This is a genomic window from Candidatus Pelagadaptatus aseana (assembly GCF_040362265.1).
Taxonomy (GTDB): Bacteria; Pseudomonadota; Gammaproteobacteria; order Pseudomonadales; family Cellvibrionaceae; genus Pelagadaptatus; species Pelagadaptatus aseana.
Map to the genome: position 1 here is coordinate 236,517 of NZ_BAABNJ010000006.1, position 26,671 is coordinate 263,187.

Annotated in this window: 31 protein-coding genes; 23 read left to right on the forward strand and 8 right to left on the reverse strand. The window is 52.1% G+C overall.

Going from position 1 to position 26,671, the window contains the following annotated elements:
• Window positions 1–9: 9 nt before the first annotated feature.
• The 14 genes from mshL to ACPXV9_RS11365 all read left to right on the forward strand — a co-directional run bounded on the left by mshL (window position 10) and on the right by ACPXV9_RS11365 (window position 14,879).
• A complete protein-coding gene (gene mshL / locus ACPXV9_RS11300) occupies window positions 10–1,716 on the forward strand; it encodes a pilus (MSHA type) biogenesis protein MshL (protein ID WP_423897037.1) in 1,707 nt (568 codons plus the stop codon).
• A 64-nt stretch (window positions 1,717–1,780) separates the two neighbouring features.
• The gene (locus tag ACPXV9_RS11305; protein WP_423897115.1) at window positions 1,781–2,698 is read left to right on the forward strand and encodes an ExeA family protein; all 918 of its coding nucleotides are present in this window, start codon (window positions 1,781–1,783) and stop codon (window positions 2,696–2,698) included.
• On the forward strand, window positions 2,695–4,113 hold the full coding sequence (locus ACPXV9_RS11310; protein WP_423897038.1) for a tetratricopeptide repeat protein: 1,419 nt from the start codon (window positions 2,695–2,697) through the stop codon (window positions 4,111–4,113). The genes ACPXV9_RS11305 and ACPXV9_RS11310 overlap by 4 nt, the downstream gene beginning before the upstream one ends.
• Window positions 4,110–5,840 (forward strand): GspE/PulE family protein, encoded by a 1,731-nt coding sequence (locus tag ACPXV9_RS11315; protein WP_423897040.1) that lies wholly within the window; start codon window positions 4,110–4,112, stop codon window positions 5,838–5,840. The genes ACPXV9_RS11310 and ACPXV9_RS11315 overlap by 4 nt, the downstream gene beginning before the upstream one ends.
• A complete protein-coding gene (locus ACPXV9_RS11320) occupies window positions 5,833–7,053 on the forward strand; it encodes a type II secretion system F family protein (RefSeq protein WP_423897042.1) in 1,221 nt (406 codons plus the stop codon). The genes ACPXV9_RS11315 and ACPXV9_RS11320 overlap by 8 nt, the downstream gene beginning before the upstream one ends.
• Window positions 7,037–7,552 carry a type IV pilin protein gene (locus ACPXV9_RS11325; protein ID WP_423897044.1) on the forward strand — a complete coding sequence of 172 codons (516 nt, stop codon included), beginning with the start codon at window positions 7,037–7,039 and terminating at the stop codon, window positions 7,550–7,552. The genes ACPXV9_RS11320 and ACPXV9_RS11325 overlap by 17 nt, the downstream gene beginning before the upstream one ends.
• A gap of 143 nt (window positions 7,553–7,695) precedes the next feature.
• Entirely contained in the window at window positions 7,696–8,166 is a 471-nt protein-coding gene (locus ACPXV9_RS11330; protein WP_423897047.1) for a prepilin-type N-terminal cleavage/methylation domain-containing protein, read from the forward strand.
• Between the two features lie 44 nt (window positions 8,167–8,210).
• Window positions 8,211–8,684, forward strand: a complete 474-nt coding sequence (locus ACPXV9_RS11335) for a type II secretion system protein (RefSeq protein ID WP_423897050.1) — start codon at window positions 8,211–8,213, stop codon at window positions 8,682–8,684.
• Between the two features lie 19 nt (window positions 8,685–8,703).
• Window positions 8,704–9,123, forward strand: coding sequence for a type II secretion system protein (locus ACPXV9_RS11340; protein WP_423897053.1), 420 nt, complete (start codon window positions 8,704–8,706; stop codon window positions 9,121–9,123).
• Window positions 9,113–9,586, forward strand: a complete 474-nt coding sequence (locus tag ACPXV9_RS11345; protein WP_423897055.1) for a type IV pilus modification PilV family protein — start codon at window positions 9,113–9,115, stop codon at window positions 9,584–9,586. The genes ACPXV9_RS11340 and ACPXV9_RS11345 overlap by 11 nt, the downstream gene beginning before the upstream one ends.
• A complete protein-coding gene (locus tag ACPXV9_RS11350; protein ID WP_423897058.1) occupies window positions 9,586–10,479 on the forward strand; it encodes a PulJ/GspJ family protein in 894 nt (297 codons plus the stop codon). Before ACPXV9_RS11345 ends, ACPXV9_RS11350 begins: the two co-directional genes overlap by 1 nt.
• Before the next feature lie 163 nt (window positions 10,480–10,642).
• Window positions 10,643–11,038: a hypothetical protein gene (locus ACPXV9_RS11355; protein ID WP_423897059.1), complete on the forward strand. Its 396-nt coding sequence runs from the start codon at window positions 10,643–10,645 to the stop codon at window positions 11,036–11,038.
• Window positions 11,039–11,045: 7 nt separating this feature from the next.
• Window positions 11,046–14,123, forward strand: a complete 3,078-nt coding sequence (locus tag ACPXV9_RS11360) for a DUF6701 domain-containing protein (protein WP_423897061.1) — start codon at window positions 11,046–11,048, stop codon at window positions 14,121–14,123.
• A 3-nt stretch (window positions 14,124–14,126) separates the two neighbouring features.
• Entirely contained in the window at window positions 14,127–14,879 is a 753-nt protein-coding gene (locus tag ACPXV9_RS11365) for a VIT1/CCC1 transporter family protein (protein WP_423897063.1), read from the forward strand.
• 5 nt (window positions 14,880–14,884) lie between these two features.
• Here ACPXV9_RS11365 and ACPXV9_RS11370 read toward each other — a convergent pair whose 3' ends face one another.
• Window positions 14,885–15,427, reverse strand: a complete 543-nt coding sequence (locus ACPXV9_RS11370; RefSeq protein WP_423897066.1) for a glycine cleavage system protein R — start codon at window positions 15,425–15,427, stop codon at window positions 14,885–14,887.
• Between the two features lie 99 nt (window positions 15,428–15,526).
• Between ACPXV9_RS11370 and ACPXV9_RS11375 the strand changes: the two genes are divergently transcribed.
• Both ACPXV9_RS11375 and ACPXV9_RS11380 read left to right on the forward strand, forming a co-directional pair.
• Window positions 15,527–15,775, forward strand: a complete 249-nt coding sequence (locus ACPXV9_RS11375; RefSeq protein WP_423897069.1) for a YheU family protein — start codon at window positions 15,527–15,529, stop codon at window positions 15,773–15,775.
• Window positions 15,768–16,403 (forward strand): alpha/beta family hydrolase, encoded by a 636-nt coding sequence (locus ACPXV9_RS11380; protein ID WP_423897071.1) that lies wholly within the window; start codon window positions 15,768–15,770, stop codon window positions 16,401–16,403. The genes ACPXV9_RS11375 and ACPXV9_RS11380 overlap by 8 nt, the downstream gene beginning before the upstream one ends.
• Here ACPXV9_RS11380 and ACPXV9_RS11385 read toward each other — a convergent pair.
• On the reverse strand, window positions 16,400–16,684 hold the full coding sequence (locus ACPXV9_RS11385; protein WP_423897073.1) for an antibiotic biosynthesis monooxygenase family protein: 285 nt from the start codon (window positions 16,682–16,684) through the stop codon (window positions 16,400–16,402). The two genes, ACPXV9_RS11380 and ACPXV9_RS11385, sit on opposite strands and share 4 nt — an antisense overlap.
• 58 nt (window positions 16,685–16,742) lie before the next feature.
• Entirely contained in the window at window positions 16,743–17,120 is a 378-nt protein-coding gene (locus tag ACPXV9_RS11390; RefSeq protein WP_423897075.1) for a hypothetical protein, read from the reverse strand.
• Between the two features lie 74 nt (window positions 17,121–17,194).
• On the opposite strand from ACPXV9_RS11390, the gene tusA reads away from it, so the two are divergent.
• Window positions 17,195–17,446, forward strand: a complete 252-nt coding sequence (tusA, locus tag ACPXV9_RS11395) for a sulfurtransferase TusA (protein WP_423897077.1) — start codon at window positions 17,195–17,197, stop codon at window positions 17,444–17,446.
• A 111-nt stretch (window positions 17,447–17,557) separates the two neighbouring features.
• Here the strand turns inward: tusA and ACPXV9_RS11400 are convergent, their stop codons facing one another.
• Entirely contained in the window at window positions 17,558–18,247 is a 690-nt protein-coding gene (locus ACPXV9_RS11400; protein WP_423897079.1) for a hypothetical protein, read from the reverse strand.
• 152 nt (window positions 18,248–18,399) lie between these two features.
• On the opposite strand from ACPXV9_RS11400, the gene ACPXV9_RS11405 reads away from it, so the two are divergent.
• Window positions 18,400–18,963 (forward strand): elongation factor P hydroxylase, encoded by a 564-nt coding sequence (locus ACPXV9_RS11405; RefSeq protein ID WP_423897082.1) that lies wholly within the window; start codon window positions 18,400–18,402, stop codon window positions 18,961–18,963.
• Window positions 18,964–18,965: 2 nt separating this feature from the next.
• Window positions 18,966–20,123, forward strand: coding sequence for a 4-phosphoerythronate dehydrogenase (locus ACPXV9_RS11410; protein WP_423897084.1), 1,158 nt, complete (start codon window positions 18,966–18,968; stop codon window positions 20,121–20,123).
• A gap of 19 nt (window positions 20,124–20,142) precedes the next feature.
• On the opposite strand, the gene ACPXV9_RS11415 is transcribed toward ACPXV9_RS11410, so the two are convergent.
• Complete coding sequence (locus tag ACPXV9_RS11415; RefSeq protein WP_423897086.1) at window positions 20,143–20,355, reverse strand: PA1571 family protein; 213 nt, start codon at window positions 20,353–20,355, stop codon at window positions 20,143–20,145.
• A gap of 147 nt (window positions 20,356–20,502) precedes the next feature.
• Here ACPXV9_RS11415 and ACPXV9_RS11420 point away from each other — a divergent pair, with 147 nt between their 5' ends.
• Both ACPXV9_RS11420 and ACPXV9_RS11425 read left to right on the forward strand, forming a co-directional pair.
• Entirely contained in the window at window positions 20,503–21,654 is a 1,152-nt protein-coding gene (locus tag ACPXV9_RS11420) for an ATP-NAD kinase family protein (RefSeq protein ID WP_423897088.1), read from the forward strand.
• On the forward strand, window positions 21,651–22,586 hold the full coding sequence (locus tag ACPXV9_RS11425) for a class I SAM-dependent methyltransferase (protein WP_423897091.1): 936 nt from the start codon (window positions 21,651–21,653) through the stop codon (window positions 22,584–22,586). The genes ACPXV9_RS11420 and ACPXV9_RS11425 overlap by 4 nt, the downstream gene beginning before the upstream one ends.
• Here the strand turns inward: ACPXV9_RS11425 and ACPXV9_RS11430 are convergent.
• Window positions 22,583–23,032 (reverse strand): hypothetical protein, encoded by a 450-nt coding sequence (locus ACPXV9_RS11430; protein ID WP_423897092.1) that lies wholly within the window; start codon window positions 23,030–23,032, stop codon window positions 22,583–22,585. The two genes, ACPXV9_RS11425 and ACPXV9_RS11430, sit on opposite strands and share 4 nt — an antisense overlap.
• Before the next feature lie 25 nt (window positions 23,033–23,057).
• Window positions 23,058–24,272 (reverse strand): pyridoxal phosphate-dependent aminotransferase, encoded by a 1,215-nt coding sequence (locus tag ACPXV9_RS11435; RefSeq protein ID WP_423897095.1) that lies wholly within the window; start codon window positions 24,270–24,272, stop codon window positions 23,058–23,060.
• An 89-nt stretch (window positions 24,273–24,361) separates the two neighbouring features.
• On the opposite strand from ACPXV9_RS11435, the gene msrB reads away from it, so the two are divergent.
• Together msrB and ACPXV9_RS11445 are read left to right on the forward strand one after the other, a co-directional pair.
• The gene (gene msrB, locus ACPXV9_RS11440; RefSeq protein ID WP_423897098.1) at window positions 24,362–24,760 is read left to right on the forward strand and encodes a peptide-methionine (R)-S-oxide reductase MsrB; all 399 of its coding nucleotides are present in this window, start codon (window positions 24,362–24,364) and stop codon (window positions 24,758–24,760) included.
• 101 nt (window positions 24,761–24,861) lie between these two features.
• Window positions 24,862–25,542, forward strand: coding sequence for a DNA-3-methyladenine glycosylase I (locus ACPXV9_RS11445; protein WP_423897101.1), 681 nt, complete (start codon window positions 24,862–24,864; stop codon window positions 25,540–25,542).
• On the opposite strand, the gene ACPXV9_RS11450 is transcribed toward ACPXV9_RS11445, so the two are convergent.
• A complete protein-coding gene (locus tag ACPXV9_RS11450; protein WP_423897102.1) occupies window positions 25,539–26,336 on the reverse strand; it encodes a hypothetical protein in 798 nt (265 codons plus the stop codon). The two genes, ACPXV9_RS11445 and ACPXV9_RS11450, sit on opposite strands and share 4 nt — an antisense overlap.
• Window positions 26,337–26,671: the final 335 nt, after the last annotated feature.

The following is a 26,671-nucleotide window of genomic DNA, read 5'->3' on the forward strand; positions in this document are numbered from 1 at the left end:
GGAATGCGTATGAAACCATCGATGAAACATCTTCTGTTGGGGGCGTCGGCTCTGCTTTTATCGGCTTGCCAGACAAGTTCTGTCAATACGGCTGTTGGGCCGGTAGAGCGCCAGTCTGAAACCATAGAGCAGGCGGCCAATCAATATTCTAAAGACAGCAAGCCAGCGGTCAGTTCGGAAAAGTCGGTGGTTGATCAATTGCTGCTGGCCGGAGGTGCGGCGGAGTCTAAGACCAAGGCAGAAGTTGAAGATGAAACCTTTGATGTGTCTGTTATAGACATTAACTCCCGGGATTTTTTCCTGGGGCTGGTCGCAGGTACCGATCTCAATGTGGTGGTGCATCCAGAAGTCACGGGCACGGTGTCGCTGGGATTGAAAAATGTCACCATTGAAGAAGTGTTGGCGACGGTTCGTGATATCTATGGCTACGAATACAAGCTCAACGGTTCCATTTACACCATTTATCCGCGCAAGCTGCGCACCGAAATTTTTAAAATTGATTATCTCGATGTCAAGCGTGTCGGTGTTTCCGATACCAGTATTCTGATCGGTAAAATTGACTCAGAGAGTGGCGATTCCAGCAGTTCTTCGTCAGACAGTGGCGATGAAACTTCCAACCTGTTCGGCCTGGCCGGGTTGACTTCTTCCGAAGGTGGAGCCGGTTCTGAAGCGATTTCTCCCGGGTCGCGCGTACAAACCCTGACCCGCACCGATTTCTGGACCTCTCTGCAGGAAACCATGATGGCCATGATCGGCACCGATGGTGTCAGTGGTGAGCGTATGGTGGTGGTGAACCCACAAGCTGGTCTGGTGGTGGTAAAAGCCTATCCACAGGAATTGAATGCGATTCGCCGTTTTCTTGATAAGTCAGAGTTGAGTGTTAAACGCCAGGTGATTCTGGAGACCAAAATTCTTGAAGTGCAGCTCAATGACAGTTTCAACGCTGGTATCAATTGGAATGCCATTAATGGCCAGTTGCTGTTGACCAATAATGTCGTCGATTTTACCGCGCAACCTTCGATTGATACGGCTTCGGAAGCTGTCGGCGAAGTTTTTTCCTCGATCTTTATGGTTAACGACATCACTACCCTGATTGATCTGCTGCAAACCCAGGGCAATGTGCAGGTGTTGTCGAGCCCGAGAGTGTCTACGGTCAATAATCAGAAGGCCATGATTCGGGTGGGTTCTGATGAATTTTTCCTGACCGGCTTGTCATCCGATACGGTATCTAACGCCTCTTCGACGGTCAGCACACCTGACGTTGAACTGTCGTCTTTCTTCAGCGGGATTGCGTTGGACGTAACGCCGCAAATTGCGGATAACGGTGAAGTGATTCTGCATATCCATCCGGTGGTCAGCACCATCAGTGACCAGGTGAAAGAATTTACCATTGGTAACAGTGAGTATTCGCTGCCATTGGCTCTGCGGGAAATTCGCGAATCCGATAGCATCGTGCGGGCCAGCAGTGGTCAAATTGTGGTGTTGGGCGGTTTGATGCAGGAGCGCCAAATAGATGTGAACTCAAAACATCCCTACATAGGGGATGTGCCGGTGGTTGATACCTTCTTCAAACGTAAAAACAATACGACAGTAAAAACCGAGCTGGTGATTCTGATGCGCCCTATCATTGTTGAGGATAACGAAGACTGGGCCAACGATATCCGTCAGTCCAACAGCCGGATTAAAGATCTGGGTAGTGCCTATCGCAACCGCTAAATAGCGAGATTAAATAGTCACAACAACTACCACAGAGGTCCAACAAGAAGCACACGCCATGGCAATGTATTTGGAACATTTCGGACTGCAGGAAAGGCCTTTTTCCCTGACGCCCGATACCCAGTTTTTTCTCAATGGTCAAAGCCATCGCCAGGCATTAAACACCATGTTGCTGTCGCTGTCCCACAGCGAAGGCTTTATTAAAATTGTCGGTGAAGTCGGCACCGGTAAAACCATTCTTTGTCGTAAATTATTGGCCTCTCTGGACAGCCGTTATCTGACGGCGTATGTGCCCAACCCCTACCTGACCCCGGATGAATTGAAATCCTATCTGGCCGGGGAGATCGGTGCCCAGTTAACCGACGACATGAAAGCCCATCAGGTGATGTTTTCAATATATCGTCGCTTGATTCAGTTGGCGCGTCGCGACAAGCGGGTGGTATTGATCATTGATGAAGCTCAGGCGATGCCAGTGGAAACCATTGAAGCATTGCGGCTGCTGACCAATCTGGAAACGGAAAAACGCAAGCTGGTGCAGGTGGTGCTTCTGGGGCAGCCTGAATTGGATGACCTGCTGAATCGGCCCGATTTGCGTCAGTTGAAACAGCGCATTGTCTTCTCTGAATACCTCAAGCCTTTCTCATGGAAGGGCGTAAAAACCTATCTGGATTACCGTTTGAATGCGGCTGGAGCCACGGAGAAGGTTTTTTCTTCGCCTGCGGTCTGGCTGATTTACAAGGGATCAGGCGGCATCCCCAGACTGATGAATGTTATTGCTCATAAAGCCATGATGCTGGCTTACGGACAGGGCGATAAAAAGGTTAAAGCGCGGCATGTGGCCAAGGCGATTGTCGATACGGATGAAAGTTCCCGCATTGGCAAATTTTACGCTTTGCGCTGGCGTCTGTTGTGGCCAGTAGTTGGGGCGGTTACTGCGACCCTGTGCATTCTTTTACCTCAGTGGCTGGGAGGTGCACTGTGAGTCTGGTTAACGACATGCTGAAGGATCTGGATGCCCAGCAGCAGGAGCGTGTGGGTGATGAGGATCTGGCTCTGACCGAGGCGCTGCCAAATGATGACAAACTTGGTCAGCCGGACAAAAATCCCGCGCAGTTCTGGTCGGTAGTCAGTGGCTTTCTGATCTTCTTTGTTATCCTCGGAGGCTATTTTTATTGGCAATTTGTGCCGCAAGAGGTTGAAGAAGTTGTTGTTGAAGAGAAGCCCAGCTTTGATGAGGTGCTGTTAAGTTCCGATGTGATTGCGGTGCTGGACAAAGAGGTTGACGAGATTACTGATGCCGACGCGGTGTTTGACAGTGACCTTGTCAGTGAAAGCCGGCGTAAACAGAATCAGGTGGTTGAACTGATTGAGGTGCCGGAACAGCCAGTGGTTACGGCCAATGTGGAAAACCACATACAGTCCCTGCTCGATGCCGGTGACAAAGCTTTCAAGGCCGACCGGTTGCGCACTCCCAAAGACGACAACGCCTATGATCGTTACACCGCGGTACTGTCTCTGCAGCCGGATAATCCCGGAGCTCAACAAGGCATTGAGAAAATTCAGCAGCGCTATCTGGGTTTTATCAAAAGCGTGATTGCCAAAGGGCAGTATTACAAGGTGCCTGATCTGGTGAAAAAAGCCAGAGAAGTGGGTGCCTCTCAGGCTGATATCGATGACATGCTGAATCAACTGCCCAGTCAAAAAAGTCAGCCGGCCAAGGATGTGATCAAGCACCTGGAAGAGAAAAAAGTTGCCGGAGGCCAGCTGGCCAATGATGCCTCAGGAACAGCGGTTATTGTGGAAAAGAGTTTCAGCAGTCGCGATCTGGAACTGGCTCAGGAAGCGGCTCGCAATATGGACAAGGGGCGTTTGCTGCAGGCGGAAAAACAATTGTCGGACTTTGTCAGCCAGAACCCGCAATCGGTATTCGCCTATCAGAAACTGTTTGATCTGTTGCTGTCTCAGGGAAGGGTGCAAGAAGCGGAAGCCATGGTTGATCAGGGCACTCATCTGCCCGGAGAACTGTTTTCCTATATGGTGGCTCAGGTACTGACTCGCCGCGGCGATCTCGAAGGTGGCTTGCGCGCGTTGGAATCTCATTCCCCGAGCATGGAAAAACTGCCCGGTTATTACGCGTTAAAGGCCGGGTTGTTGCATAAGCTGGAGAAAAACAAGGAGGCGATAGCGCTGTATCAGAGGCTGATCGCTCAGGACTCCCAGAATCCCGGTTACTGGCTTGGGCTGGCGGTATCCATGGATGCGATTTCCGCCGCACAGACGCTATCGGTATTTGAGCAGGTTTACAAAATTGCTCCTGATAATGCCCCCTACCTGAATTACGTACAGCAGCGTATTCAGGCTCTGGATCCCAACACTTCCGCAGGTACTGATTCATGAACACAGCACAGCCACAACGCATTCGCCTCGGTGATCTGCTGGTTGCCCAGCAGTTGATCACCCCGGATCAGCTGGATGCTGCTCTGCAGGAACAAAAAGTCACCGGGCTGAAATTGGGACGCACCCTGATTGAAATGGGGTTTGTGGATGAGAACACTCTGCTGGGGCTGCTGTCACGGCAGTTGAACTACCCGTTTGTAGAGCTCAAACACTTTCACTTCGATCGCGAGCTGGTGCAGCGACTGCCCGAGACGGTGGCACGACGCTATCGGGTCATGGTGCTGAAAGAAGATGATGATGGTATCCAGTTGGGTATGGGTGATCCCACCGATATTTTCTGTCTGGACGATATTGCCAAGTATTTTGACAAACCGCTGAAGCCAGCGGTGGTTCGCGAATCAGAACTGCTGGATATTCTCGATATCGGCTACAGCCACACGGACGAAATTGCGTCACTGGCTGAAGAGCTGCACGACGAGCTGGAAGAAGACAGTCTCGATCTCACGGATATTGTTGAAGATGCCACCGCAACCGATGCCCCGGTGGTGCGGCTGCTGCAGAAAATTTTTGAAGACGCCATCAACGCCAAGGCGTCGGATATCCACATTGAACCCGATGAAACGGTGCTGCGAATTCGCGAGCGGATCGATGGTGTGCTGACCGAACAGGTGATGAACGAGCAGCGAATTGCCGCGGCGCTGGTGGTGCGTTTGAAGTTGATGTCCGGGTTGGATATTTCGGAGAAACGTCTGCCGCAAGATGGCCGCTTTAATCTGAAAGTGAAGCATCACAACATCGATGTGCGTATCTCAACCATGCCGGTGCAGTTCGGCGAGTCGGTGGTCATGCGTCTGCTGGACCACACTCAGGGGGTGTTGCCGTTGGAGAAAGTGGGGATGCCCGATTACTACATCCGACGTTTCCGCAATCTGATTCACCGGCCGCACGGTCTGGTGTTGGTGACAGGACCTACGGGTAGCGGTAAAACCACGACACTCTATGGTGCCCTGTCAGAATTGAATACCCCCGAGAAAAAAATCATCACGGCGGAAGATCCGGTGGAATACCGGCTGCCGCGGATCAGTCAGGTCCAGGTGAATGAGAAAATCGGGCTGGACTTTGCCACAGTTCTGAAAGCGACACTGCGTCAGGATCCGGATGTGCTGTTGGTGGGGGAGATTCGGGATTCCGATTCAGCGGAAATCGCCCTGCGTGCAGCGATGACCGGTCACATGGTGTTATCAACCTTGCACACCAACGATGCGGTGACTTCGGCACTGCGTCTGGTGGATATGGATGTCGATCCCTATCTGGTGGCCGCCTCCCTGAAAGCAATTATTGCTCAGCGTCTGGTGCGCAGGGTATGTGAAAGTTGCGCCAAACCCTACACACCCAATGCGGGCGAGGCGCAGTTGTTGCGTCAGGTTCCTCAGGAGCAGTGGGTCAATCTGAAAAAGGGCAGTGGTTGTCCCCATTGTTTTAATTCCGGTTATCGCGGTCGTATCGGTGTGTTCGAATTATTGGAAATCAATCGTCCAATGGCCGATGCCTTGCGTGATAACGACGTTAAAGCCTTTAATGCTGCCGCACTGGCAAGCAAGGATTATCGCCCATTGAGCAACAGTGCCCTGGACTTTGCCCTCAAAGGGGTGACCACGCTGGAAGAAGTGCTGCGGGTGTCTGCGCAGGTAGAAGACGAATCACTGAGCGAGCTGACTGATGGCTAATTTTCAGTATCAGGGGCGCGATGCCGAGGGGAAATCGGTAGCGGGTATGTTGGAGGGTTCGTCCTCCGATGCGGTGGCATCACAGCTGATGGGGCGGGGTATTACGCCTGTGTCCATTGCGCCGGCCAAGGCGGGCAGTGTTGAAATTGATTTCAAAAGCTTGCTCGGGCCTGAAAAAGTTCGACCCGAAGACCTGATCATGCTGACCCGGCAATTCTATACCATCACCAAAGCCGGTATTCCTCTGATTCGCGGGGTGCGCGGCTTGGCCGCCTCCATCAGCCATCAGCGCCTTAAAGAAGTGCTGATGGATATTGGTGATTATCTGGAAACCGGTATGCAGCTGTCGGCTGCGATGAACCGTCATCAGGATATTTTCGATACCCTCTATATCAATATGATCAAAGTGGGTGAAGACAGTGGCCAGCTCGAAGCCATCTTTGACCAGCTGAGTGAATACCTGGAGCGAGATATGGAATCGCGCAAACGGGTTAAGGCGGCCATGCGCTATCCCTCTTTTGTATTGGCAGCCTTGGCTGTGGCGATGGTGGTGGTCAATATCTTTGTGATCCCGGCCTTTGCCAAAATGTTTTCGCAGTTCGGTGCGGATTTGCCTCTGGCGACCCGGATTCTGATTGGTACCTCCAATTTTTTCCTCAATTACTGGGGGTATCTGCTGGGTATAACCGTGGCTGCCATGGTGGCGTTTCGGCGCTATATCAAAACGGCTGATGGCAGCCAATGGTGGGGCAAGTACAAATTAAAACTGCCCATTGTAGGCGACATTCTACTGCGCGCATTGATGGCTCGTTATGCCCGTTCGTTTGGTCTGATGCTCAAATCCGGTGTGCCATTACCTCAGTCGCTGGAGTTGTGTTCACGGGCTATTGGTAACGATTATCTGGGTCATAAAATTGCTGACATCAAACACGGCGTTGAGCGAGGTGAGTCCTTGCTGCGTACTCATAATCAAAGTGGATTATTTACCCCTCTGGTATTGCAGATGATTGCGGTGGGTGAAGAGAGTGGTCAGGTAGATACGCTGTTGGCAGAAGTGGCGGGCTTTTATGAGCGGGAAGTGGACTACGATCTGAAAACCCTGAGTGATCGCATTGAACCGATAATGATTGTGATTATGGCGATTTTTGTGTTGATTCTGGCATTGGGCATCTTTCTGCCAATGTGGAGCATGTACGATGTGCAGGCCGCATAAGAAATCCTGTAATCAGGGCGGGTTTACCCTGATTGAACTGATTATTGTGGTCTGCATGATTGCGGTATTGATGGTTGTCTCTCTCAAGTATTACCAGAATGTGATGGACCGTGCCCAGAGAACCGGTATGCAAATGCTGTCCAGTCGATTTGATTCCACCATGACTGTGCTGCACATGAAGTGGAAGTTTGCCAGCATGCCCAGCGAACTGATCAGCGAAGAAACGGTCTATCAGATGAATGACAGAGGTTGGCCGGTGGGGGCCAGGGCAGACTTTATTGAGGCGGGTCAGAAAGATTGTCAGCAGTTATGGCAGGCGGTGTTTAAAAATCCGGGAAAGTTGCTGGATTTTTTGCCGAAAGATGACGCGGGTATGCAATTTTGGATGTCGTACCCGGAAAAGGGAGTCTGTAGGTATCAGATGGTTACTGCGGAATCACAACGCTACTATTTTGATTACAATTCTTTAAGTGGTTCTGTAAAAGTTACTCTTAACTAGTTGGTATATAAGGAAAAACCGACTAAACTTAATAAATTAAGCGCCAGTGGTGGCAAGTTGGCGCAGGGCAGGAAGCTCGAATCAGGGATGTTAATAATTGTTGGAACAATAAAGCCAGATTAAATACGGGCAGGTATAGAATTATGAAAAAACAAACGGGTTTTACCCTGATTGAACTAGTGGTTGTTATTGTTATTCTCGGTGTGCTGGCGGCCATTGCGATTCCAAGACTGATCACTATCGAGCGAGAGTCCCGCATTGCGGTATTGGATGCTTCGCGTTCAGCATTGCGCTCTGCAACTACCATGGTCTATGCGACACAGGCCACCAATGGTTTGTTTGGCGCCAATGATCCGGCGGATGTCGATGGCGATGGTGCGGCGGATATCAATACTCGCGGAGGTTACCCCCGTGCAACGGAAGCCAATCTGGTGCCTTTGTTTGAAGATCTGTCCGATCGTTACACCTTTAATGGTGGTGGTAACGGTGATGCGGCAACCATTGAAATGCGCTTGGATGGCATTGATGAATGTGAAGTTCGTTACACCGCTGCGGACATCAGTGGCGGCGGTCGTGTCGCAGCTTTTACTGCTATTGAAGATTCCGGTTGTTAAGACCCGCAAATTTAAATCCTGAAAGATTGTAAGAGGTAAGAAATATGAAAATGCGCAACAGCGGTTTTACGCTGATCGAATTGATTGCGGTGATTGTGATTCTGGGTATTCTGGCTGCTACGGCTATCCCCAGATTTATTGATATTCAGGACAGTGCCCGAGGCGCTCGCTCTGCGGCATTGGCGGGTTCTTTGGGGTCTGCCATTTCTCTGAACTACGCTGCCGGTTTGGCGGTGAACGCTGGTCTGACGGCTTCTGACAAATTGACCGTTACTGATGTGACAACCGATGTCAGCCAGTTAACTCAGTTATTGGATGTTTCCAGCAGTGTATCGCTGGTGGATTCCTGTGCGGCCACGCCTGTTGATCAAACCTACACGGCCACTTGTGGCAGCTGGACAACCACTGAAGGTGCTGATAATGGCAACACCGACCTTGGTGACACCACGACCTGTACCGTTGCCGATTGTGTATTGACCTCGGCAACCGGAACTTTCACGGTTCACTACGTGCCCTGATTTATTTTTTCCAAGCAACGTGCAAAGGGATTCGGGCTTTACGTTATTAGAGTTATTAGCGGTTATTGTCATTCTGGGTGTACTAGCCGCGACCGCTTTCTCTCGTTTTAATTATTCCTTTGCCGACCTTCAGCGAAGCCGCGACGATACCGTCGCGGCTTTGTTTTTTGCGCAGCAGGTGGCCATGGCTCGCGACAGCTCCACCAATGCGGTTCGCTTTGTGTCTACGGCCAATTCAATCAGCGTTACTGAAAATGGCTCCGCCCTCACCAATGGCAATATCCAATATCCTCTGAGCCTGCCTGCCGGAGTTACGGTAACCGCTGCCACACTGGATTTTGATAAGTTGGGGCGCATTGCGGCTGCGACAACTTTGGCGATTACCTCCGGCTCTGATTCAGTCAATGTCACTATCAGTGAGAGCGGTTATGCGCGTTAAGACTTGTCAGGGCTTTACGTTAATCGAACTGGTCGCCTTTATTGTGATCGTCAGTGTGGCGTTGGTGGCACTGGTCAGTGTGTTTTCCCGTGCAACTCAGGACAGTGTTGACCCCTTGATTCAGATCCGCGCGCTGGAATGCGCCCAGGCCAAAATGGATGAGGTACTGGCGCGCAAATTTGATGAAAATACCCCCACCGGTGGCGTGCCCGCATGCGATACGTTTGATGCAGGTACCAACAGCTGTGCTGGTATTCTGGCCGATACGGATCTCGATGATGTTGGTGATTACAACGGCCACACCGATACATCCAAAGATCGCTGTAGTATTTCAGTGACTGTTACCGAGGCCGGTACGGATTTGGGGTTGGCCAGTGATGCCGAAGCACGCCGCATTGATGTAACGGCCAACAGCGATGGCGGCGGTCAGGCGATTTTGTCGGCTTACAAGGTGAATTTCTGATGGCTGCTTTAGACGTCATCCCACACCTCAATCCCTCGACCACTTCTGGTGTCATCCGGAACTCCGCTGTCATCCCGAACGAATGTGAGGGATCCAATGACAGAATTCAGCAACAGTTTTATCAAAAGCAATCAGGCCTTACCCTGGTGGAATTAATCGCCGTGATTATTGTACTGGCGATTGTCGGCACCATCGGCTTTGGCTTTGTAGGCAACACCATGGAAACCTACGCATCAACGATCGAGCGTGGCAAGTTAGTGGCCAAAGGCCGCGCAGCGCTGGAGCGTATGGCGCGGCAGTTGCGCGGTGCCGCGCCAAACAGCATTCGAATCACCGGCAATTGTGTGGAGTTTTTACCGGTAGCCGGTGGCGGTAATTACATCGGCGATGTCCCCGATACGGCCAATGGTGCCGCGCCCTCAGGTTCTGCGGTAACCACGCCGATTGCAACCGCTCCGCATGCTGTCAGCTTGTGGACTGCACGCTATGTGGTCATTGGTGCACTGGATGAAGCGGAGCTCTATGATACTCAGGTATCTCTGGCCGATTTGGCCGGACGCACCGCCACCAGTCTGACGCTAACCGCAGACAAACAGTGGCTGCGTAATTCGCTTAATCGACGTTTTTATCTGGTGGATAACCCTCAGGCGTTTTGTGTGACTGCTGGAAGCTTGAGGTTTCATGCCAGTGGTTATGCAACGCCTTCTACATCAACCGGTACGCCGGCAGGTGCTGGCGATTTAATGGCGGGTGGGGTCAGTGTGGCCGCGCCCTTTGTGCTGTCACCGGGAACTGAAGATCGCAATGCCACCTTGAGTATGTCACTGCAGTTCAGTGAAGGCGGTGAAGGCATTGTGTTAAATCAGGAGGTATTGATTCGCAATGTGCCCTGATTCCAAGAATAAACAATATCAGTCTGATACTGTCATCCCGAAGCGTAGCGAGGGATCTCGCGGCAGTGGATCGAGGGATCCTTCACTGTTGTTCAGGATGACAGGGGAAGCGTTCAGGATGACAGGGGAAACGCTCAGGTTTAAAAGCCAACAAGGCTTTCTGATGCCCATGGCCATTTTTATTATTCTGGTGTTGGGCGGCATGGCGTTAACCATCGCCCGCTATACCAGTCAGGCATCCACGGCGTCCTTTCAGGAAATAATGAATGTTCAGGCCTTTTATGCCGCCGAGAGTGGTGCACAATATGGCATGAACCAATTGTTTTACGATGAAACTCAAGCCATGACACAGGCTCTGGCTTTGGCTAATTGCGCAGCTCTAGTCAGCCCTCCCACATTCAGCGGTGCGGGACTGCAGAATTGCACGGCGACCGTCAGTTGTAACAGTACGCTGGTTTCTGGTGTTCGTTATTTTTCAATTGAGAGCGTAGGCCAATGCGGTGTCGGATCCCCCTATTCAGCTCTGAGAACATTGAATGTTTCGTCATTTGTTGAGTGATCGTTTCATGATGATTTTGCGCAGCACACGGCAATGGTTGTTGTTATTGCTACTAGTCTTGCCGATTGGGGAGGCCTTGGCCGGCCGGACCATTGTCTCGGTGGACTTGAATGGTGGTGCACCCCTGCCTGTTACGGTTGGTTCTGGAGGTTCCGTATCCGTCGATATTACGGTATCGATGGGAGGGCCGGGTAATGATAATTGGCGTGCAACCCAATACAGTTTTTCAGATGGGACATCAGGCTGTATCGATCACAGTAATTACAATTCCGGCACTGAAACCGAGACCTTCAATATTACCGCACCGACCACTGCCGGAACCTATAATCTGGAGTTGATCGCTTTTCAAAATAACTCTTGTGGTGGTGGCAGCGATGTTGATGTGATTAGCAATGCGGTGACGGTATCGGGAGGGGCAGGCAGTACGGCGGGTTGCTCGTCCATGATTGGGGATGCCACCATCAATGAGGTGGCTCAGGCCATTGGTGGTGATCCTTCTTTTATCGAAATAAAAGTTCTGGATACGGATTTGGGAGTTCTGATTGCACTTTTGGGTTGGCGCCTAGAACTGTGCGATTCCGGTGGCTGTGAATCTTTCAGTTTACTGTCGAGTTTTGGTAACAGTAATCCTGATTTAGCCAGTAATTTTCCCTGGATGGTCTTTGAAGGTGATGAGGACTTTAACGATTCCCGGCTCGATTTTAAAGATGGCTTTTCGGTAGCGCTTTACGATAACTCGGATTTTTTTGGCAGCAATGACAAGGTGATCGATGTCTTGTCTGTAAATGGTTTCGATGTGTCTGGCTATGACTGCAGTAACTTTGATTACGACACAGATTACAGCGGAACAAACAATGGCACCAAGTTTGTTTATCGCGACCCTGATGGCACTGGCGATTGGGATAAGCAGCAGTCCAATGGACAGGATGAAACTCCGGGAGGCGATAATGATGGCAGTGGTGGCGGTGGTGTTGAACATTACGCAATCAGTTTTACCGGTGGGGCAGATTTCACCAATGCCACCGGCCTGACCTGTCAGGCCAGTGAAATCACCATTATTGCACACGATGTAAACGACAATCCCATTGCTCCGGGGGTGGGTGTGCAAATCAACTTATCGACATCGTCTGGACGGGGGGCTTGGAGTAGCCCGGATGCGGGTAGCCTTTCCAGTATAGGTAACAACGATGGTACGGCAATCTATACATTTGCCTCCAACGATACGGTGCGTCTATTGCTGAATCATACCGATGCCGGAGTGGTGAATATCAATACCGGTTCTGATAGCGCGGGAGAAGATCCAAATATCGAATTTTTTGACAGCGGTTTTCGTTTTATCGATGGATCTGATAATCCGTTAACCATCGCCAATGGTTTTATTCCGGTTGCGGCACAAAACAGCGATACTTTTTATCTTCAGGCAGTACGCAAAGATAACAACACACTGGGTTGCGTTGGCGTGTTCAGCAACGGCAGCGTCCACAAGATAGGTTTGGCTGCTGAGTGTATCGATCCGATTGCCTGCCGTGGTGAACAAGTGAGCCTTATCAATAATGGCAACAACTATACAGTGGCCACAAACGATGGTGCGCCTGGTTACACCAATGATCTGGATATTTTGTTTGGTGTTGATTCCAAAGCAGCCTTTACCCTGAATTATCCCGATGTGGGTTTGATCCAATTGCATGCGCGTCACGATATCCTGCTGGAAAATGGCAGTGATTCGGGCGTTGATATATTGGGCTCAAGTGACAGCTTTGTGGTCAGGCCGGCCGATCTGGTGATTACCAGTATTCCTGGCAATCTGGGAACAGAAGCTATTGGCACAGGCTTTCAGGCTGCTGGTACGGATTTTACTGTACAGGTGGAGGCTCGCAATGCACTTGGTAATCGCACCCCGAATTTCGGGCGCGAGGTTTCGCCGGAGTCAGTATCTTTGACTTTTGATTCTCTGAGTTATCCATCGCCCGGTGACAATGGTTCGCTGTTTGGCGGTACTTTCACTCTGACGACAACGGACGGATTGCTTGAGGCGACAGATGTGAATTGGAGTGAGGTGGGCACCTTTACTGCTTACCCGGTTATTGCCGATGGCAATTATCTTGGTGCCGGGGATGTGACGGGTGCAACCAGCGGTAATATTGGTCGCTTTTATCCCGATTACTTCAGCCTGGATACCAGTGCTCTGGGTGATACCTGTGGTAGTTTTAGCTATCTGTCACAGCCGGGTATGGATGTCAGTTTTACAATTACCGCTAATCGTTTCGGCGGTGGTCAGGTCAATAATTACTATAACGATACCGCGCCGGGTTTTGCGGTCGCGACGGTCGAGCAAGTAGCCGAACAAAATAATAATGGCGCCGACTTGTCGGCCCGTCTCAGTGTGTCCCCTGCCAATTGGGTGAATGGTCAGTATATTGTCAATGACACTTCGGCGTTGTTGGTGCGAGATGCTGGGCTTGAGGCGCCACTTGATGGTTTGTCTCTGGGGTTAAAAATTACGGACACACTCGACAGCCGGGATTTCGATTCGCTGGATATGAACGCCGCCACCTCTGGTGATTGTACATTGGTACCTGATTGCGATGCCCGGGCTTTGAGTGGCACATTGAATCTACGGTTTGGCCGCCTGTTTACCAAAGATGTACACGGCCCTGAATCTTCGCCTCTGCCGCTGATATTGCGCGCAGAATACTGGAATGGCAGCGGCTGGCAATTGAATAGCGACGACAGCTGCAGCAGTTTCCCTCGTGCCAATATCGACTTTGCTGGAACCGCAATTGTGAACGATTCGGATCTTCCCGTTGGCGTGGGCAGCGGCACCGCGACAGGCAGTTTCCTGAATCTGTCGGCAACGGTTATGACCTTGGTCGCTGGTGATGCCGGGTTGGTCTTCAGTGCCCCGGGCTCGGGCAATACCGGCAGCTTTCCTGTGGCGGTGGATACTTCTTCTATGCCCTGGTTTCAGTTCGACTGGGATCAGGATGGCAGCCATGATGACGACTTGCCTGACGCTACGGTGAGTTTTGGCAGTTACCGGGGTCACGATCGGGTAATCTATTGGCAGGAGCGCCTGGCGGATTAAATCATGGCCCTGTCGAGGATTGTGTTAAAGAAAACCCATACGCCCGAGGCCATATCCGAGCGTTTGGGCAACGGACCTTCCCAGGTGTATTTAAAAGATATGGTGTTTGGCGGCATTGATGGCGCCATCACCACGTTTGCCGTGGTTTCGGGGGTTGCCGGTGCCGGTTTGAGCAGCGGAGTGGTAATTGTCCTCGGTCTGGCCAATTTGCTGGCCGATGGTTTCAGTATGGCGGTCAGTAATTATCTGGGCAGTCGGGCAGAGAATCAGCATCGCCAGAGCTTAAGGGATCGTGAACAACTGGAAATTGAGCTCTATCCGGAAGGTGAGCGTGAAGAGGTGCGCCAGATCTATGAGATGAAAGGCTTCTCCGGTGAGGAGCTGGATAAGTTGGTCGAGCTGATTACTTCCAATCAGGAGTTGTGGGTCAATACCATGCTGCAGGAAGAGCATGGTATGGGCGTCGAAGACAGCAACCCGCTGCTGGCAGCCATTGCCACCTTTATTGCTTTTTTTCTGGCTGGTGCGTTACCGCTGTTGAGCTTTGTCACCAACTGGCTGCGACCCGGCAGCGTCGAATCGCCGTTTGTGTTCAGCGCGGCGGTAACGTTTCTGGCGTTCTTTGTGGTTGGGCTGTTTAAAGGCCGCTACGTCAATCAGAAGTGGTGGGTATCGGCACTGGAGACCACGGTGGTGGGTGGTGTTGCCGCAGGGCTGGCCTACGGCGTTGGTTACTTGCTCAATGGGCTGGTTTAAAACGCTTATTCTTCCGCAGTGGTGTTTTCTTTTTCGTCGATCTCGATGTCTACTCCCAACTTGTCGGAAATATCATCCAGCTGGTCCATCAGACTGTCGATATCGGTGCCTTCTGGAATCTGCAATGAACCGCGGGCGGTGAACATGGGGTCGCCGGACCAGGGCATGCTGGAACACCCGGTTTCCAGCTCATCGACATTGATATGATGATTGGCAAAGGCCTGCGACAGCTCTTTAACGATCCCCACCCGGTCATTGCCCACCAGTGTGAAATGCATGGACTTGGTATCGCCACCCGCGTCGCTTTCATTGACTTCCGAGGTGATAATGGCAATGCCTTTGGTTTCCAGAGCCTGCAGTGCCTGGGTTAACTGCTGGATATCGGCATCACTGACGCTGACCTGCAAAATACCGGCAAACTTTCCGGCCAGCTGGGTCATGCGGCTTTCCAGCCAGTTGCCGCCGTTAGCTGAAATGGTGGCGGCCAGAGTTTCAACAATGCCGGGTTTGTCCTCACTGAGGATGCTGAGTACAAGAGAGCGGTTCATGGGTAATCCTGATGTGTCCTGATAATTGATACTGATTATAGAAGCAGTTGAGACCGTCGAATAGTCTGTTCATAATCTCGCTCCAGCATTTTTTAAGCAATGGCGGTATGCGTTGTGATTATTCCCTATGAGCAATTATCCTCCGAGGCCCTGAACGGGTTGGTGGAAGAGTTTATTACCCGCGAGGGTACCGACTACGGCCTGCAGGAAATCAGTTTGACTGATAAGGTGGCGCAGGTACTGACCCAGATCAAGCAGGGCGATGTCGTGATTGTATTTGATGCGGGTATGGAGTCTGTCAGCCTGATGACCCGTCTGGATGCCAGAGAGAATGGATTTTATGAGTGACCAAACCCCACACAATTTAACGATTGAGGGCCGGCCTGAGTGGCCGTTGTTTGTGTTTGCCCATGGCGCCGGTGCGCCGATGGACAGTGATTTTATGAACCGCATGACCGAACTGTTGCTCGAGCGCCGGGTGGCGGTAGCCCGCTTTGAATTTCCCTATATGGCCGAGCGCCGTGAAAACGGCAAAAAGCGGCCACCCAATGGGCAAAAACAATTGCTCGATTGTTGGCGGGAGGTCTTCGCCGAGTGTAAAGCTGACAGAAAGCTGATCATTGGTGGCAAGTCCATGGGCGGTCGCATGGCTTCCATGATAGCTGACGAGGTCGGCGCTGCGGGTTTGGTGTGCCTTGGTTATCCGTTCCACGCTCCGGGCAAGCCAGAGAAAACCCGGACCGAGCATCTGCAGGCGCTGCAAACCCCCACGGTTATCATTCAGGGCACCCGGGATGCCATGGGCAATCAGGAAGAGGTGACACACTATTCACTGTCCGATGCCATTGAGCTGTTTTGGCTTGAAGATGGTAATCACGACCTCAAGCCCCGGATTAAGTCGGGGTTCAGTCACGACCAGCATTTGCAGCTGGCCGCTGATCGCATGGCTGCGTTTTGCTCTGAGGTAGATGCTTAGGAATTTTCTAGAATGGAAATTTTTTCCTGCTCCTGCAGTAGCAGATTGATTTCGTTCATCTGATTTTTACGGGCTTCGGAGTGTGCCCAGTTGTGCCAGTCCTGAACATTGCGCCATTTTGACAGTACAAAGCGACGCAGGGGGTTATTGATGTCGGTAAAGGTTTCGCCGTTGATAAACCCCGGCGCCTGATAGGCATGGTGCAGGGTATTTTTGGCCATGGCTTCGTAAGTGCTGGCCATGTCCATGGCAATATTTCTCTCAATAAGAACGCTGATCATAGGGATGTTCCAAATCGTGTTGCAATAATGCCATCTTAGCGCTGGCTTCTTGGGTGGATCAATCGCTCTGGGGCTTGGGGGTTAAAATTTTTTCCTGCAGTAAGAAGTCCGCCAGAGCCAGCCAGTCCTGCAGCAGGGTTTTCAGGATAACCAGTTTGCCGGGATCCGGATTGGGCTGGTCGACTTCAATCTGACTGATTTCGGTGATGGCGGTTATCACTTCCTGGATGGACGGACCGTCGAGAATGATGGGAAAATAATCCTGATGCTCTGACAGTCCGGGGTCACAGACAGTGTCGCCGGACAGCAGGTTGCGCACTTGCAGCGCCAGCCCCGGAGCGTGTTCCCGTAGCAGGGTAAACGTCAGCTCCAGCGCGCCACGGCTGAAAATATCAGGCCGGTCGCGGAGTTCGAGGATGGCTTGGCTGTTGGTCATGTACCGGCTTGCCTGTCGTTAAATGCAGTAATGTAAGTATAGTGACATATGTCACCTGTAATTGTTGGATATCTATGTCAGTTTCGAAATTGTCTGATTGGAAGTTTTCCCATACGCTGGATGCAAAAGGGCTGGAGTGCCCTGAGCCGGTTATGATGTTGCATAAGGTGGTCCGTGAAGCCGCCAGTGGTGAGATGATTAAAGTGATGGCCACGGATCCCTCTACCAAGCGAGATATTCCCCAATTTTGTCAGTTTCTGGGGCATGAGCTGGTGGACAAGGCTGAGACGGAATCAGAGTTTTTGTTTCTGATTCAAAAGAGCTAAGTTTAAAGAGATCCTTCGCTGTGCTCAGGATGACAGGGGTTGAGAGTGCAGCGGAATAGGGACTGTCATCCTGACGAACGCAGTGAGGAAGGATCTCTGAAAGGCAGACCATTACTTATCCATCAAAGTCGCAATCGCCGCAATCGCCTCCGGATCTTCAGATTTCAATTTATTGGCGATCTGGTGCTGGAAGAAGTAGCGAAAGTCCTCGCGCTGCTGCACCGGATACAGGCATCTGTCGCCTGGTAATACCGGGGTGCATTCAACTTTTTCCGGATCCGGTAGCGTGCCTTGGACGGTGCCGTCTTTCAGCAGCTGCCAGCTGACCACTTCACACAGTACCAGACTGTGAAAGCCGTTATCGGACATAACCGCATGGGTGCCTATGGTGTCGGGGATTTCCTGAATCACGTCCTGTGGATTCTCGGCCTGACATTCATAGTATTCGGCGGCTGTTTCCAGCTCGACGATCTTATGAATCGGGCCTTCCATAAAGATTTCATCGATGCCCGGATCATAGTAACCCTGCCATTCGCCATTGAGCGGATCCTGTATGTCCGGCGCGGCAACCAGTTGGTTGAGCCAGGGAACCATACCGACGACTTCGCCGTTTTCCCGCAGTCCCCAGCAGAGGATTTTCAGGGTAAAAAGCTTATCGGGGTTGGATTCGTTGGAGTAGAGCATTTCCAGCCCGTCGAGTTCGGGCGAGAGCCGGATGATGCGCTGGCTGTGACGCTCCGAGAAGGGCTGCCCAGAGAACAGATCAACCACATTGTTGTGGCCTGATGTTGAGGTCTTCATAATACCACCTCCTGCTGAGGCCTCTATGGGCCTTTGATTACCCCCAAAGGGCGGAATGGTCTTGAGACAAACGCCGAGTGCAAAAACCGCAGCGCCTACTACATAAGGTATAGCCAGTTTGGCCAAAGCACAATACTTGGATGAAATTTAGTATGACCTCTTTACAGGTGCCCACGTTCAGGACGCTTGATCATCGAGCCTTGATCGAGGTGTTTAACCAAACGTTTGAGTTATCTCACAATACCGTACTGGTGGGTGGGGCAGAGGAACCGATTTACTTGCCGGCCGATGACAGCCACCGCCAGCACCGGATAATTTTTACCCGCGATTATGGCGCCAGTGCCCTGCACGAAGTGGCTCACTGGCTGGTGGCGGGCCCTGAACGACGGCTCCAGGAGGACTATGGTTACTGGTATGCCCCGGATGGCCGAACTCAGGCTCAGCAGGACGAATTCGAGCGCGTGGAGATCAGGCCTCAGGCCATAGAATGGTTGTTGTCTGTCGCTGCCGGGCGTCGCTTTCGTGTGAGTGCCGACAATCTTCAGGCCGGACTCGGGGCCAGCGATGAGTTTAAAAACAATATTTATCAGCAGGTTCTGACCTTTATTGATCAGGGCGTCAGTGATCGGCTGCAGCGTTTGATCGGGGCTCTGGAAAAAGCCTCCGGCCGCACCGTGACATTTACGCCTGGTCACTATTGTCTGGGGGCGCTCTGACGATGGCTATGCGTATTGTTGCCGACGAAAATATTCCCCATGTTCGCCATTTCTTCGAGCGTTTTGGCGAGGTGGTCACTCGTCCTGGTCGACGGATCAGTGCTGACGACGTGCGCGAAGCCGATGTGCTGGTGGTTCGCTCTGTTACGCGTGTGGATAAAGACCTGCTGCTAGGCAGTCGGGTGCGTTTTGTCGGGACCTGCACCATAGGGGTGGATCATCTCGATACCCAGTTTCTCGATCAGCAGGGGATTGGCTACGCCAGTGCCCCGGGCTGCAATGCCAACTCGGTGGTGGAATACGTTTTCAGTGCGCTGGCCCAATTGCGCCCGCAGTGGCTATCGCTGAGTTTTGCGGTGGTCGGTTGTGGCAATGTCGGCGGCGCTCTATACCGCCGGCTTAAAGCTCTGGGGCTGGAAGTCAGCTTTTACGATCCGCTGATTGATGTGGCTGCGCGGCAGGATCTTGATCCGTCCGATGCGGTTAGTCTTCGTACGGCATTGCAGGCTGATGTGGTGTGTTTGCATGCCCCCTTGACCCGAAGCGGCGAGCACCCCAGTTGGCACCTGCTGGGTGAGGCGGAGCTGGCGCAACTGAAACCCGGCTGTCTGCTGTTGAATGCTGGTAGGGGCCCGGTGATTGATAATCAGGCGTTGCGAAAATGTTTGCAGCGGCGCAATGATATCAATGTGGTGTTGGATGTCTGGGAGCCGGAGCCTGAAATTGATCTGGCTTTGTTGCCGTTGGTGGATCTGGCAACCCCGCATATTGCCGGCTATTCCTACGATGGCAAGGTGGCCGGTACCGAGATGATTTACCAGAGTGTGTGCCGCTTTCTCGGGCTTGATGTGGTTGAGCGCGACGAGTCACTGTTGCAGGGCGGAGGCCAAATAGTGACTCTGGCTGATCAGCCGCTGCAGGAGTGCCTCAATCAGGCTATTTTGTCCGGTTTTGATATTGCCGGGGACGATCGCCGGATGCGGGCAGCTTTGGCTGGACTTGATACTGTGGGGGGCGTGTTTGACCAGCTGCGCAAAGACTACCCCAAGCGCCGGGAGTTCTTTGTCAATCAGGTTGTACTGGGTGACGGTCACAACGATCAGGACCGGCTGCAGCTGCAACAGGCGCTGGCGCTGCTGGGATTTGCCGTTACCAAATAGGCAGTGTGCGCCGAACTTGTTACAGGGTCAGATTGTAGGGGTAGCGGCTCTGGTTGTGATGCTGGCGCTCCCACTCTTCACTGAGGCGCTCCAGGGTGGAATCAATCATCTCGGCGGTCATAGGAATTTCATTGCCGCTGGCATCAATAATGGCGGCGCCATGAAAGTCTCTGGCAAAATGACTTTGCTGCTGTGCACTGGTTGCAACTAATGGGGCTTGAATACTCAACATAACACCCTCTTTAACGTTCGGTTTTAAGTTGGGGGCACTATAAGACGCTTTTGTGACGCTTAGATTACATGGGTAACAATCCGTGGTTGTTAAGACCCCCTTTGCCCGCTAGAGTGCCGTAAATTTAAGGACTTAAAATTCATATTCATGAATCAGATCATTCACTCTCTGCATATCGGCTTTATTCTCAACCCATTAGCTGGTGTTGGCGGCCCTGCGGCATTAAAGGGCAGCGATGACAGCCAGTTGGTGGCTGAGGCCATTGCTCAGGGGGCCGAGCTGCGTGCGCCAGAGAGGGCTCTGCGCTGCCTGCAGTCACTCACTACCGAGCAGCGGGCGGCAATCACACTCGCCACATTTGCCGGTGCACTGGGTGAAGACATTGCCCGTGAGGCTGGTTTTGATCCCGTGATTCTGGGGACGGCTGAGTCCGAGCCTTCAACCGCTGAAGATACCCGTCGAGCGGCCCAAGCTCTGGTTGCGCAAGGGGTGGATCTGATTTTGTTTGCCGGTGGGGACGGCACGGCCCGGGACATTTGTTCGGTTGTTGGTCAGAAGATTCCGGTACTGGGTATGCCCTCTGGCGTTAAGATGCATTCCGGGGTATTTGCCATTTCACCCGAGGCCGCCGCCGAGGTCATTAAACGGATGCTGGTCGCTGAGCTGGTGGATTTGTGTGAGCAGGAAGTTCGGGATATTGATGAGGCCGGATTGCGTCAGGGGGTGGTCAGGAGTCGCCACTACGGTGATATGCAGGTGCCGCAGGTTGGCCATTTTGTGCAGCAGGTGAAAGATGGTACCGGGCGAGAAATTGAGGAACTGGTGCTGGATGATATCGCCGCTGAATTACTGGAGCGCATGGAACCCGATACTCTGTATCTGGTGGGCGCCGGTACCACCACTCAGGCATTGATGGATCAACTGGGCCTGACTAACACCCTGCTGGGGGTGGATGTGGTGTGCAATGAGTGCCTTGTTGCCAGCGATGTGGGCGCCGGAGAACTGGAGCAGTTGCTGGCCGGTCATTCCGGGGAGGTGGTGGCCGTGTTGTCGATTACCGGTGGCCAGGGATCATTGATCGGACGTGGCAATCAGCAATTCTCACCCGGGGTTTTAAAGCGCGTTGGCCGGGATAATCTATGGGTGGTGGCGACCAAAACCAAGATTCGAGCGCTGCAAGGCCGATCTCTGTTGATGGACAGTAACGATTTAGCGCTGGATCGGCAGTGGCAAGGCTACATACCGGTTATTACCGGTTATCGCGATACCATCCTCTATCCGCTGGGGATTGAAGTATGAGTGCGCCAGTTATTGAAGCCTCTGCTCGTTTAAGCATGTTGAGCCGTTCCGCCCTTCCGCTGGAACAGTGGTCGAGCCAGAGATTGTTTCACGGCCGTGGCTGCTGCTTTCCGGGGTTTGAGCAGGTTACGCTGGATCTGTTTGCACCGGTGATGTTACTGACATTTTTCAAACCTTCAGAGGCAGATGTTGAGACGTCGTTGATCTCGTCCGTTATTCAGCTGGCTCAGGAATATGGCTTGCAGGCCTTGCAGGTGCAGCGTCGCTATCTGCCCGGCGCCCCGGCAGAGACTGTTTGGGGTGCATTACCTGAAAAACCTGTGGCTCGGCGCGGTGAATTACAGTTTCCCATCTGTCTGGACGGTCGCCAGAATGTCGGTTTCTTTCTGGATATGGAGCCCGGCAGGCAGTGGTTGGAAAGTCGCTGTAGTGGTAAGCGGGTGCTCAACCTGTTTGCCTATACCTGTGCTTTTTCTGTGGTGGCGCAGGCTGCTGGTGCGGCACAGGTGGTTAATGTTGATATGAGTCGCTCGTCGCTGAATCAGGGGCGGGAAAATCACCGAGCCAACCAGCACAAGACCGACAATATAAAGTTTCTGGCAGAAAATATTCTCAAATCCTGGGGGCGGATTCGTCGCCCTGGGCCCTACGAGCTGGTGATTATGGATCCGCCGTCCTATCAACCCGGCAGTTTTGTGGCCGAGCGCGATTACGGCAAATTACTGCGTCGCATTCCCCAGTTGCTGGTGCCCGGGGGGGATATCCTGGTGTGCCTGAATTCGCCAGAACTGGATCAAGACTTTATTCATGCGCTGATGGCTCAGGAGTGTCCGGAGAGTGTTCTGGTCGGCCGGTTACCGGCGCATCCGGATTTTCCGGATGAGGACCCGGCGCGACAGCTGAAGCTGTTTCACTACCAATATCAGCCTTAAGCGTAGTTCCTCGATTGCACCAGAAGGTGTTGCACGATTTGGCGGATTTTATTGGAGTCGCCTACTTTCAAGGCGTCGCGCAACAGAAAAATATTGGATGACTGGCTTTCTCGCACTGATGGCGGCAGATGCTCGGCATCGTCGTGAGTGGGTAAAAAAGCGGCGCGGGCCGACAGCAGGGTGAAGGCTTTGTGACTGAGGACCGCTTGATCCAGAGCCTCCTGGCGCACCGCTTCGCTGTACTTCAGGTAACCGGATTCCGCCAGCCAGATGGCTGCACCAAAGCACGATTGGTGCCGCTCGCTGTGTAGCCCGTATTCGTCCGGAGTGTCCGGCCCACAGATATCTTCCACAAACAGCAGTGTTTTTCTGGGGAAGGAGCGATACAGCAACGCCAGTATCTTGCCTGCGTCCTTATAGAAGTCATCGATGTGAATGTCGCCCATGGTGTTCTCTGCCTTGTTGAAAAGCTTACTGGCTGTAGCGCTCAATAAAGTGACCAAATTTGGTCAGAGCTTCATCCAGCTCATCGGCTCTGGGCAAAAATACGATGCGGAAATGATCCGGTGTTTTCCAGTTAAAGGCTGTGCCCTCAACCAGCAGGATTTTTTCCTGCAACAGAAAATCCAGCACCATTTGCTGATCGTTGTGGATTTTGTGGTGATCAAGATTGATCTTGGGGAACAGGTACATGGCGCCTTTGGGTTTGACACAGCTGACACCGGGAATGTCATTGATTTTCTCCCAGGCCATATCCCGTTGTTCACGTAGGCGTCCACCTGGAGCAATCAATTGATTGATGCTCTGGTGCCCGCCCAGCGCTGTCTGGATGGCAAACATGGCCGGTACATTGGCGCACAGACGCATGGAGGAAAGCATCTCCAGGCCTTCGAGGTAGCTGCCGGCTTTGTTTTTGGCGCCGCTGATGATCATCCAGCCAGAACGGAAGCCGGCCAAGCGGTAGGTCTTGGAGAGACCATTAAAGCTGATGCACAACACATCATCGGCCAGACGAGCCATAGGCACGAATTCGGCGTCGTCATAGAGGATTTTGCTGTAGATTTCGTCGGCAAAGATAATCAGGTTTTTCTCCCGGGCCAGCTCCACGATCTGTTCCAGAAGTTCCTGGCTATAGACCGAGCCGGTGGGGTTGTTGGGATTAATGACGACGATGCCACGGGTTTTGTCGGTGATTTTACTGCGGATGTCGTCAATGTCCGGGAACCAGTCTGCCTGTTCGTCACAGGTGTAGTGCACCGCATTGCCGCCAGCGAGATTGACCGCGGCAGTCCAGAGTGGGTAGTCCGGTGAGGGCACCAGCATCTCATCACCGTTGTTCAGCAGGGCCTGCATCGACATCATGATTAATTCACTGACACCGTTACCAAGAAAGATATCATTGATGTCGATATTGGGAATATCCAGTCGCTGGCACTCCTGCATAATGGCTTTACGGGCGGCAAACAAACCACGTGACTCGCAGTAACCCTGAGCATTGCGCAGGTTGTAAATGACATCGAGCATGATTTCATCCGGGGCGTCAAAGCCGAAGGGGGCCGGGTTGCCGATGTTCAGTTTTAAGATGCGGTGGCCTTCCTCTTCCAGGCGCACGGCATGCTCCATAACCGGGCCGCGGATGTCGTAGCAAACGCCGTGAAGCTTGTCGGATTTGTTGATCGTATGCATAGGGCTAACAATAGAACCGTCAGATTGTATTGGGATGAGCGGCAGTCTGTGCCACACTTCGATTGTCAAATAAATGAATAGGTCGAATTATGTCAGAAGATCAGTTAAATGACGATGAATACTGGCGCGATAAGCTGTCGCCAGAGGAGTTTATAGTCTGCCGCCAGCAGGGTACCGAAAGGGCGTTTACCGGTGAGTACTGGGATTGCAAAACCGCTGGGGAATATCTGTGTCGCTGTTGTCAGGAGCCATTGTTTTCTTCGTCCGCCAAATACGATTCCGGCAGTGGTTGGCCCAGCTTTTTCGAACCATTGCAGGGCGATCTCATTAACGAGTTGAGCGATACCACTCACGGTATGGTTCGCACCGAGATTCGCTGTCAAAAGTGCGGCTCCCACCTTGGTCACGTCTTTACTGATGGGCCGCAACCGACCGGCTTGCGATATTGTGTGAATTCGGCCTCTTTGACGTTAAAAGAAAATGGGTGACAAACGTTCAATCCTGTTATCCCGAACCGAGGTGAGGGATCTCTCGCTGTGCTCGAGATGACTCTTTTGGGGGAGACTGCTAAGTCGTAAAGGGAAAAATAATGAGATCCTTTCAATCTATTTATGATACCGCGGTGCTGCACAAAGGCAGTGCCAAAGCGGTTGAGTCCCTGCTGCCGGACATTCGCGCCGAGTCTGATCTGCGCGAACTGCCCAATCATTATTATCTGTCTGAAATGAGTCGGCGCATTTTTCGCGCCGGCCTGAAACACTCGATGGTAGATGCCAAATGGCCGGCTTTTGAGCAGGCATTTTTTGAGTTTGATCCCTATCAGGTTGCGATGATGTCCGATGAGGATCTTGAGTCATTGATGCAAAATGATCGAATCATTCGCCACTTTGGCAAGATTAAAGCGGTTCGCGGCAATGCCATCTGGATGCTGGATGTGATTCGCGAATTTGGATCTTTTGGTGCGCTGCTGGCCGACTGGCCAGCGGATAATATTGTTGGCCTGTGGACGCTGTTAAAAAAACAGGGAACCCAGATGGGCGGGCAATCCGGAGCTCGCTTTCTACGGATGGTGGGCAAGGATACCTTTTTGCTGACAGAGGATGTGGTTAATGTTCTGAAGGCGGAAGGGGTAGTGGACAAAATGCCGACGTCACAACGGGATTTACTGAAGGCGCAGGAAGCATTTAACCAGTGGCAGTTGGAGTCTGGGCGCCCTATGGCTGAAATAAGTCGTATCGTTTCCTTTACGACGAATGCCAGAGCAGCTTAATCGTAGACCGACTTCTTCTTCCAGCTTTCGTCGCCTTTGTTGAATTCATCCCATTCAGTGGCGGCTTGTTCTTCGGCTTGTGCTTCGGCGGCAGCTCTGTCGGGGTTTGCGGCAGCCTCTTCGGCGAGGGCTTTTTCTTCCAGTTGTGCAATGACGCCGCTAAGTTGCTGAATCTGTTTCTGGTAGTTCTGTTTACCGCTTTCCTTGGCCAGTAATTTTCTGGCCAGGGTGTAATAGTGAATAGCCAAGCGGGTTTTGCCGGAGCCGCTGGCCTGCTTGGCATTGATGATGTAGGAATCCACCGACAGCTGCACCACCATGTTCTTGATCTGTTGCTCGTAGTTGGCATGCTGGCTGGCATTGATGGTGCCACGTTTTCTGAGGTGGGCGAGAAACTTGTTCAGCTCCTGTAATAATCGCTTAACTTCCTTGGTTTGCTGTGGATTGGTGAGTTTGGCACGCTTGGCGTTCTTGGGTTTTCGTTGAACTTCTTCCAATTGCTTGTTATAGAGCGTCAATTCTTCAACGTACAGCTTCTCTTTGGGTTCGAGCTTGGCCAGTTGTTCGGTAACCTCAATAATGCAGCGATATACCAGAATGCTGAGGTCTTTGGATAAAAAATTGGGCGGGAAGCCATTGATTAAGAATTTGAAATCACGGGCCCGAATCTTTAGGGCCGTCAGCAGACGTTGTTTTTGCTGACGTCGTGTCGTGATTGTCTGGCTGATAAAGGCATAGCTCATCAGTAAAACGAGAACAGCGATGATAATGCTGATGATCAGTGTGGATGACATGGCCCTTGTTCGCCCGCTATCTGAGTTAGTTATTACTTATATCACTGAAGCATAACTGATAACCCTGCAATCACACCACTTTTTCGGGAAAAGCCCGTCCATATCAGTGATTTTTTGCAAGATTTTTTGCCGCTTGTTGCTTTTTTGGTCTTTTTGTCTGTTTTCGGTAAGTGTTTGTTCTTGAGGGGAAAGTTGGGTGAAAAAAAGTTAAATCTTGTTGTTGACAGGGGGGCGATCGCTCCCTAAAATGCGCCCCACTTCTGACGAGCACCACTCGTTGTGAAGGTCCAGGGTCCCCTTCGTCTAGAGGCCTAGGACACCGCCCTTTCACGGCG

Coding starts and splice junctions, on each gene's coding strand:
- ACPXV9_RS11320 (WP_423897042.1), top strand. CDS start 5,833: ATGGCTAATTTTCAGTATCAGGGGCGCGATGCCGAGGGGAAATCGGTA.
- ACPXV9_RS11325 (WP_423897044.1), top strand. CDS start 7,037: ATGTGCAGGCCGCATAAGAAATCCTGTAATCAGGGCGGGTTTACCCTG.
- ACPXV9_RS11315 (WP_423897040.1), top strand. CDS start 4,110: ATGAACACAGCACAGCCACAACGCATTCGCCTCGGTGATCTGCTGGTT.
- ACPXV9_RS11430 (WP_423897092.1), bottom strand. CDS start 23,032: ATGGGCGACATTCACATCGATGACTTCTATAAGGACGCAGGCAAGATA.
- ACPXV9_RS11330 (WP_423897047.1), top strand. CDS start 7,696: ATGAAAAAACAAACGGGTTTTACCCTGATTGAACTAGTGGTTGTTATT.
- ACPXV9_RS11375 (WP_423897069.1), top strand. CDS start 15,527: ATGGCGGTATGCGTTGTGATTATTCCCTATGAGCAATTATCCTCCGAG.
- ACPXV9_RS11365 (WP_423897063.1), top strand. CDS start 14,127: ATGGCCCTGTCGAGGATTGTGTTAAAGAAAACCCATACGCCCGAGGCC.
- ACPXV9_RS11410 (WP_423897084.1), top strand. CDS start 18,966: ATGGCTATGCGTATTGTTGCCGACGAAAATATTCCCCATGTTCGCCAT.
- ACPXV9_RS11385 (WP_423897073.1), bottom strand. CDS start 16,684: ATGATCAGCGTTCTTATTGAGAGAAATATTGCCATGGACATGGCCAGC.
- ACPXV9_RS11420 (WP_423897088.1), top strand. CDS start 20,503: ATGAATCAGATCATTCACTCTCTGCATATCGGCTTTATTCTCAACCCA.
- ACPXV9_RS11335 (WP_423897050.1), top strand. CDS start 8,211: ATGAAAATGCGCAACAGCGGTTTTACGCTGATCGAATTGATTGCGGTG.
- ACPXV9_RS11405 (WP_423897082.1), top strand. CDS start 18,400: ATGACCTCTTTACAGGTGCCCACGTTCAGGACGCTTGATCATCGAGCC.
- ACPXV9_RS11390 (WP_423897075.1), bottom strand. CDS start 17,120: ATGACCAACAGCCAAGCCATCCTCGAACTCCGCGACCGGCCTGATATT.
- ACPXV9_RS11370 (WP_423897066.1), bottom strand. CDS start 15,427: ATGAACCGCTCTCTTGTACTCAGCATCCTCAGTGAGGACAAACCCGGC.
- ACPXV9_RS11435 (WP_423897095.1), bottom strand. CDS start 24,272: ATGCATACGATCAACAAATCCGACAAGCTTCACGGCGTTTGCTACGAC.
- ACPXV9_RS11305 (WP_423897115.1), top strand. CDS start 1,781: ATGTATTTGGAACATTTCGGACTGCAGGAAAGGCCTTTTTCCCTGACG.
- ACPXV9_RS11360 (WP_423897061.1), top strand. CDS start 11,046: ATGATGATTTTGCGCAGCACACGGCAATGGTTGTTGTTATTGCTACTA.
- ACPXV9_RS11445 (WP_423897101.1), top strand. CDS start 24,862: ATGAGATCCTTTCAATCTATTTATGATACCGCGGTGCTGCACAAAGGC.
- ACPXV9_RS11350 (WP_423897058.1), top strand. CDS start 9,586: ATGGCTGCTTTAGACGTCATCCCACACCTCAATCCCTCGACCACTTCT.
- ACPXV9_RS11380 (WP_423897071.1), top strand. CDS start 15,768: ATGAGTGACCAAACCCCACACAATTTAACGATTGAGGGCCGGCCTGAG.
- ACPXV9_RS11400 (WP_423897079.1), bottom strand. CDS start 18,247: ATGAAGACCTCAACATCAGGCCACAACAATGTGGTTGATCTGTTCTCT.
- ACPXV9_RS11345 (WP_423897055.1), top strand. CDS start 9,113: ATGCGCGTTAAGACTTGTCAGGGCTTTACGTTAATCGAACTGGTCGCC.
- msrB (WP_423897098.1), top strand. CDS start 24,362: ATGTCAGAAGATCAGTTAAATGACGATGAATACTGGCGCGATAAGCTG.
- mshL (WP_423897037.1), top strand. CDS start 10: ATGAAACCATCGATGAAACATCTTCTGTTGGGGGCGTCGGCTCTGCTT.
- tusA (WP_423897077.1), top strand. CDS start 17,195: ATGTCAGTTTCGAAATTGTCTGATTGGAAGTTTTCCCATACGCTGGAT.
- ACPXV9_RS11425 (WP_423897091.1), top strand. CDS start 21,651: ATGAGTGCGCCAGTTATTGAAGCCTCTGCTCGTTTAAGCATGTTGAGC.
- ACPXV9_RS11415 (WP_423897086.1), bottom strand. CDS start 20,355: ATGTTGAGTATTCAAGCCCCATTAGTTGCAACCAGTGCACAGCAGCAA.
- ACPXV9_RS11355 (WP_423897059.1), top strand. CDS start 10,643: ATGCCCATGGCCATTTTTATTATTCTGGTGTTGGGCGGCATGGCGTTA.
- ACPXV9_RS11450 (WP_423897102.1), bottom strand. CDS start 26,336: ATGTCATCCACACTGATCATCAGCATTATCATCGCTGTTCTCGTTTTA.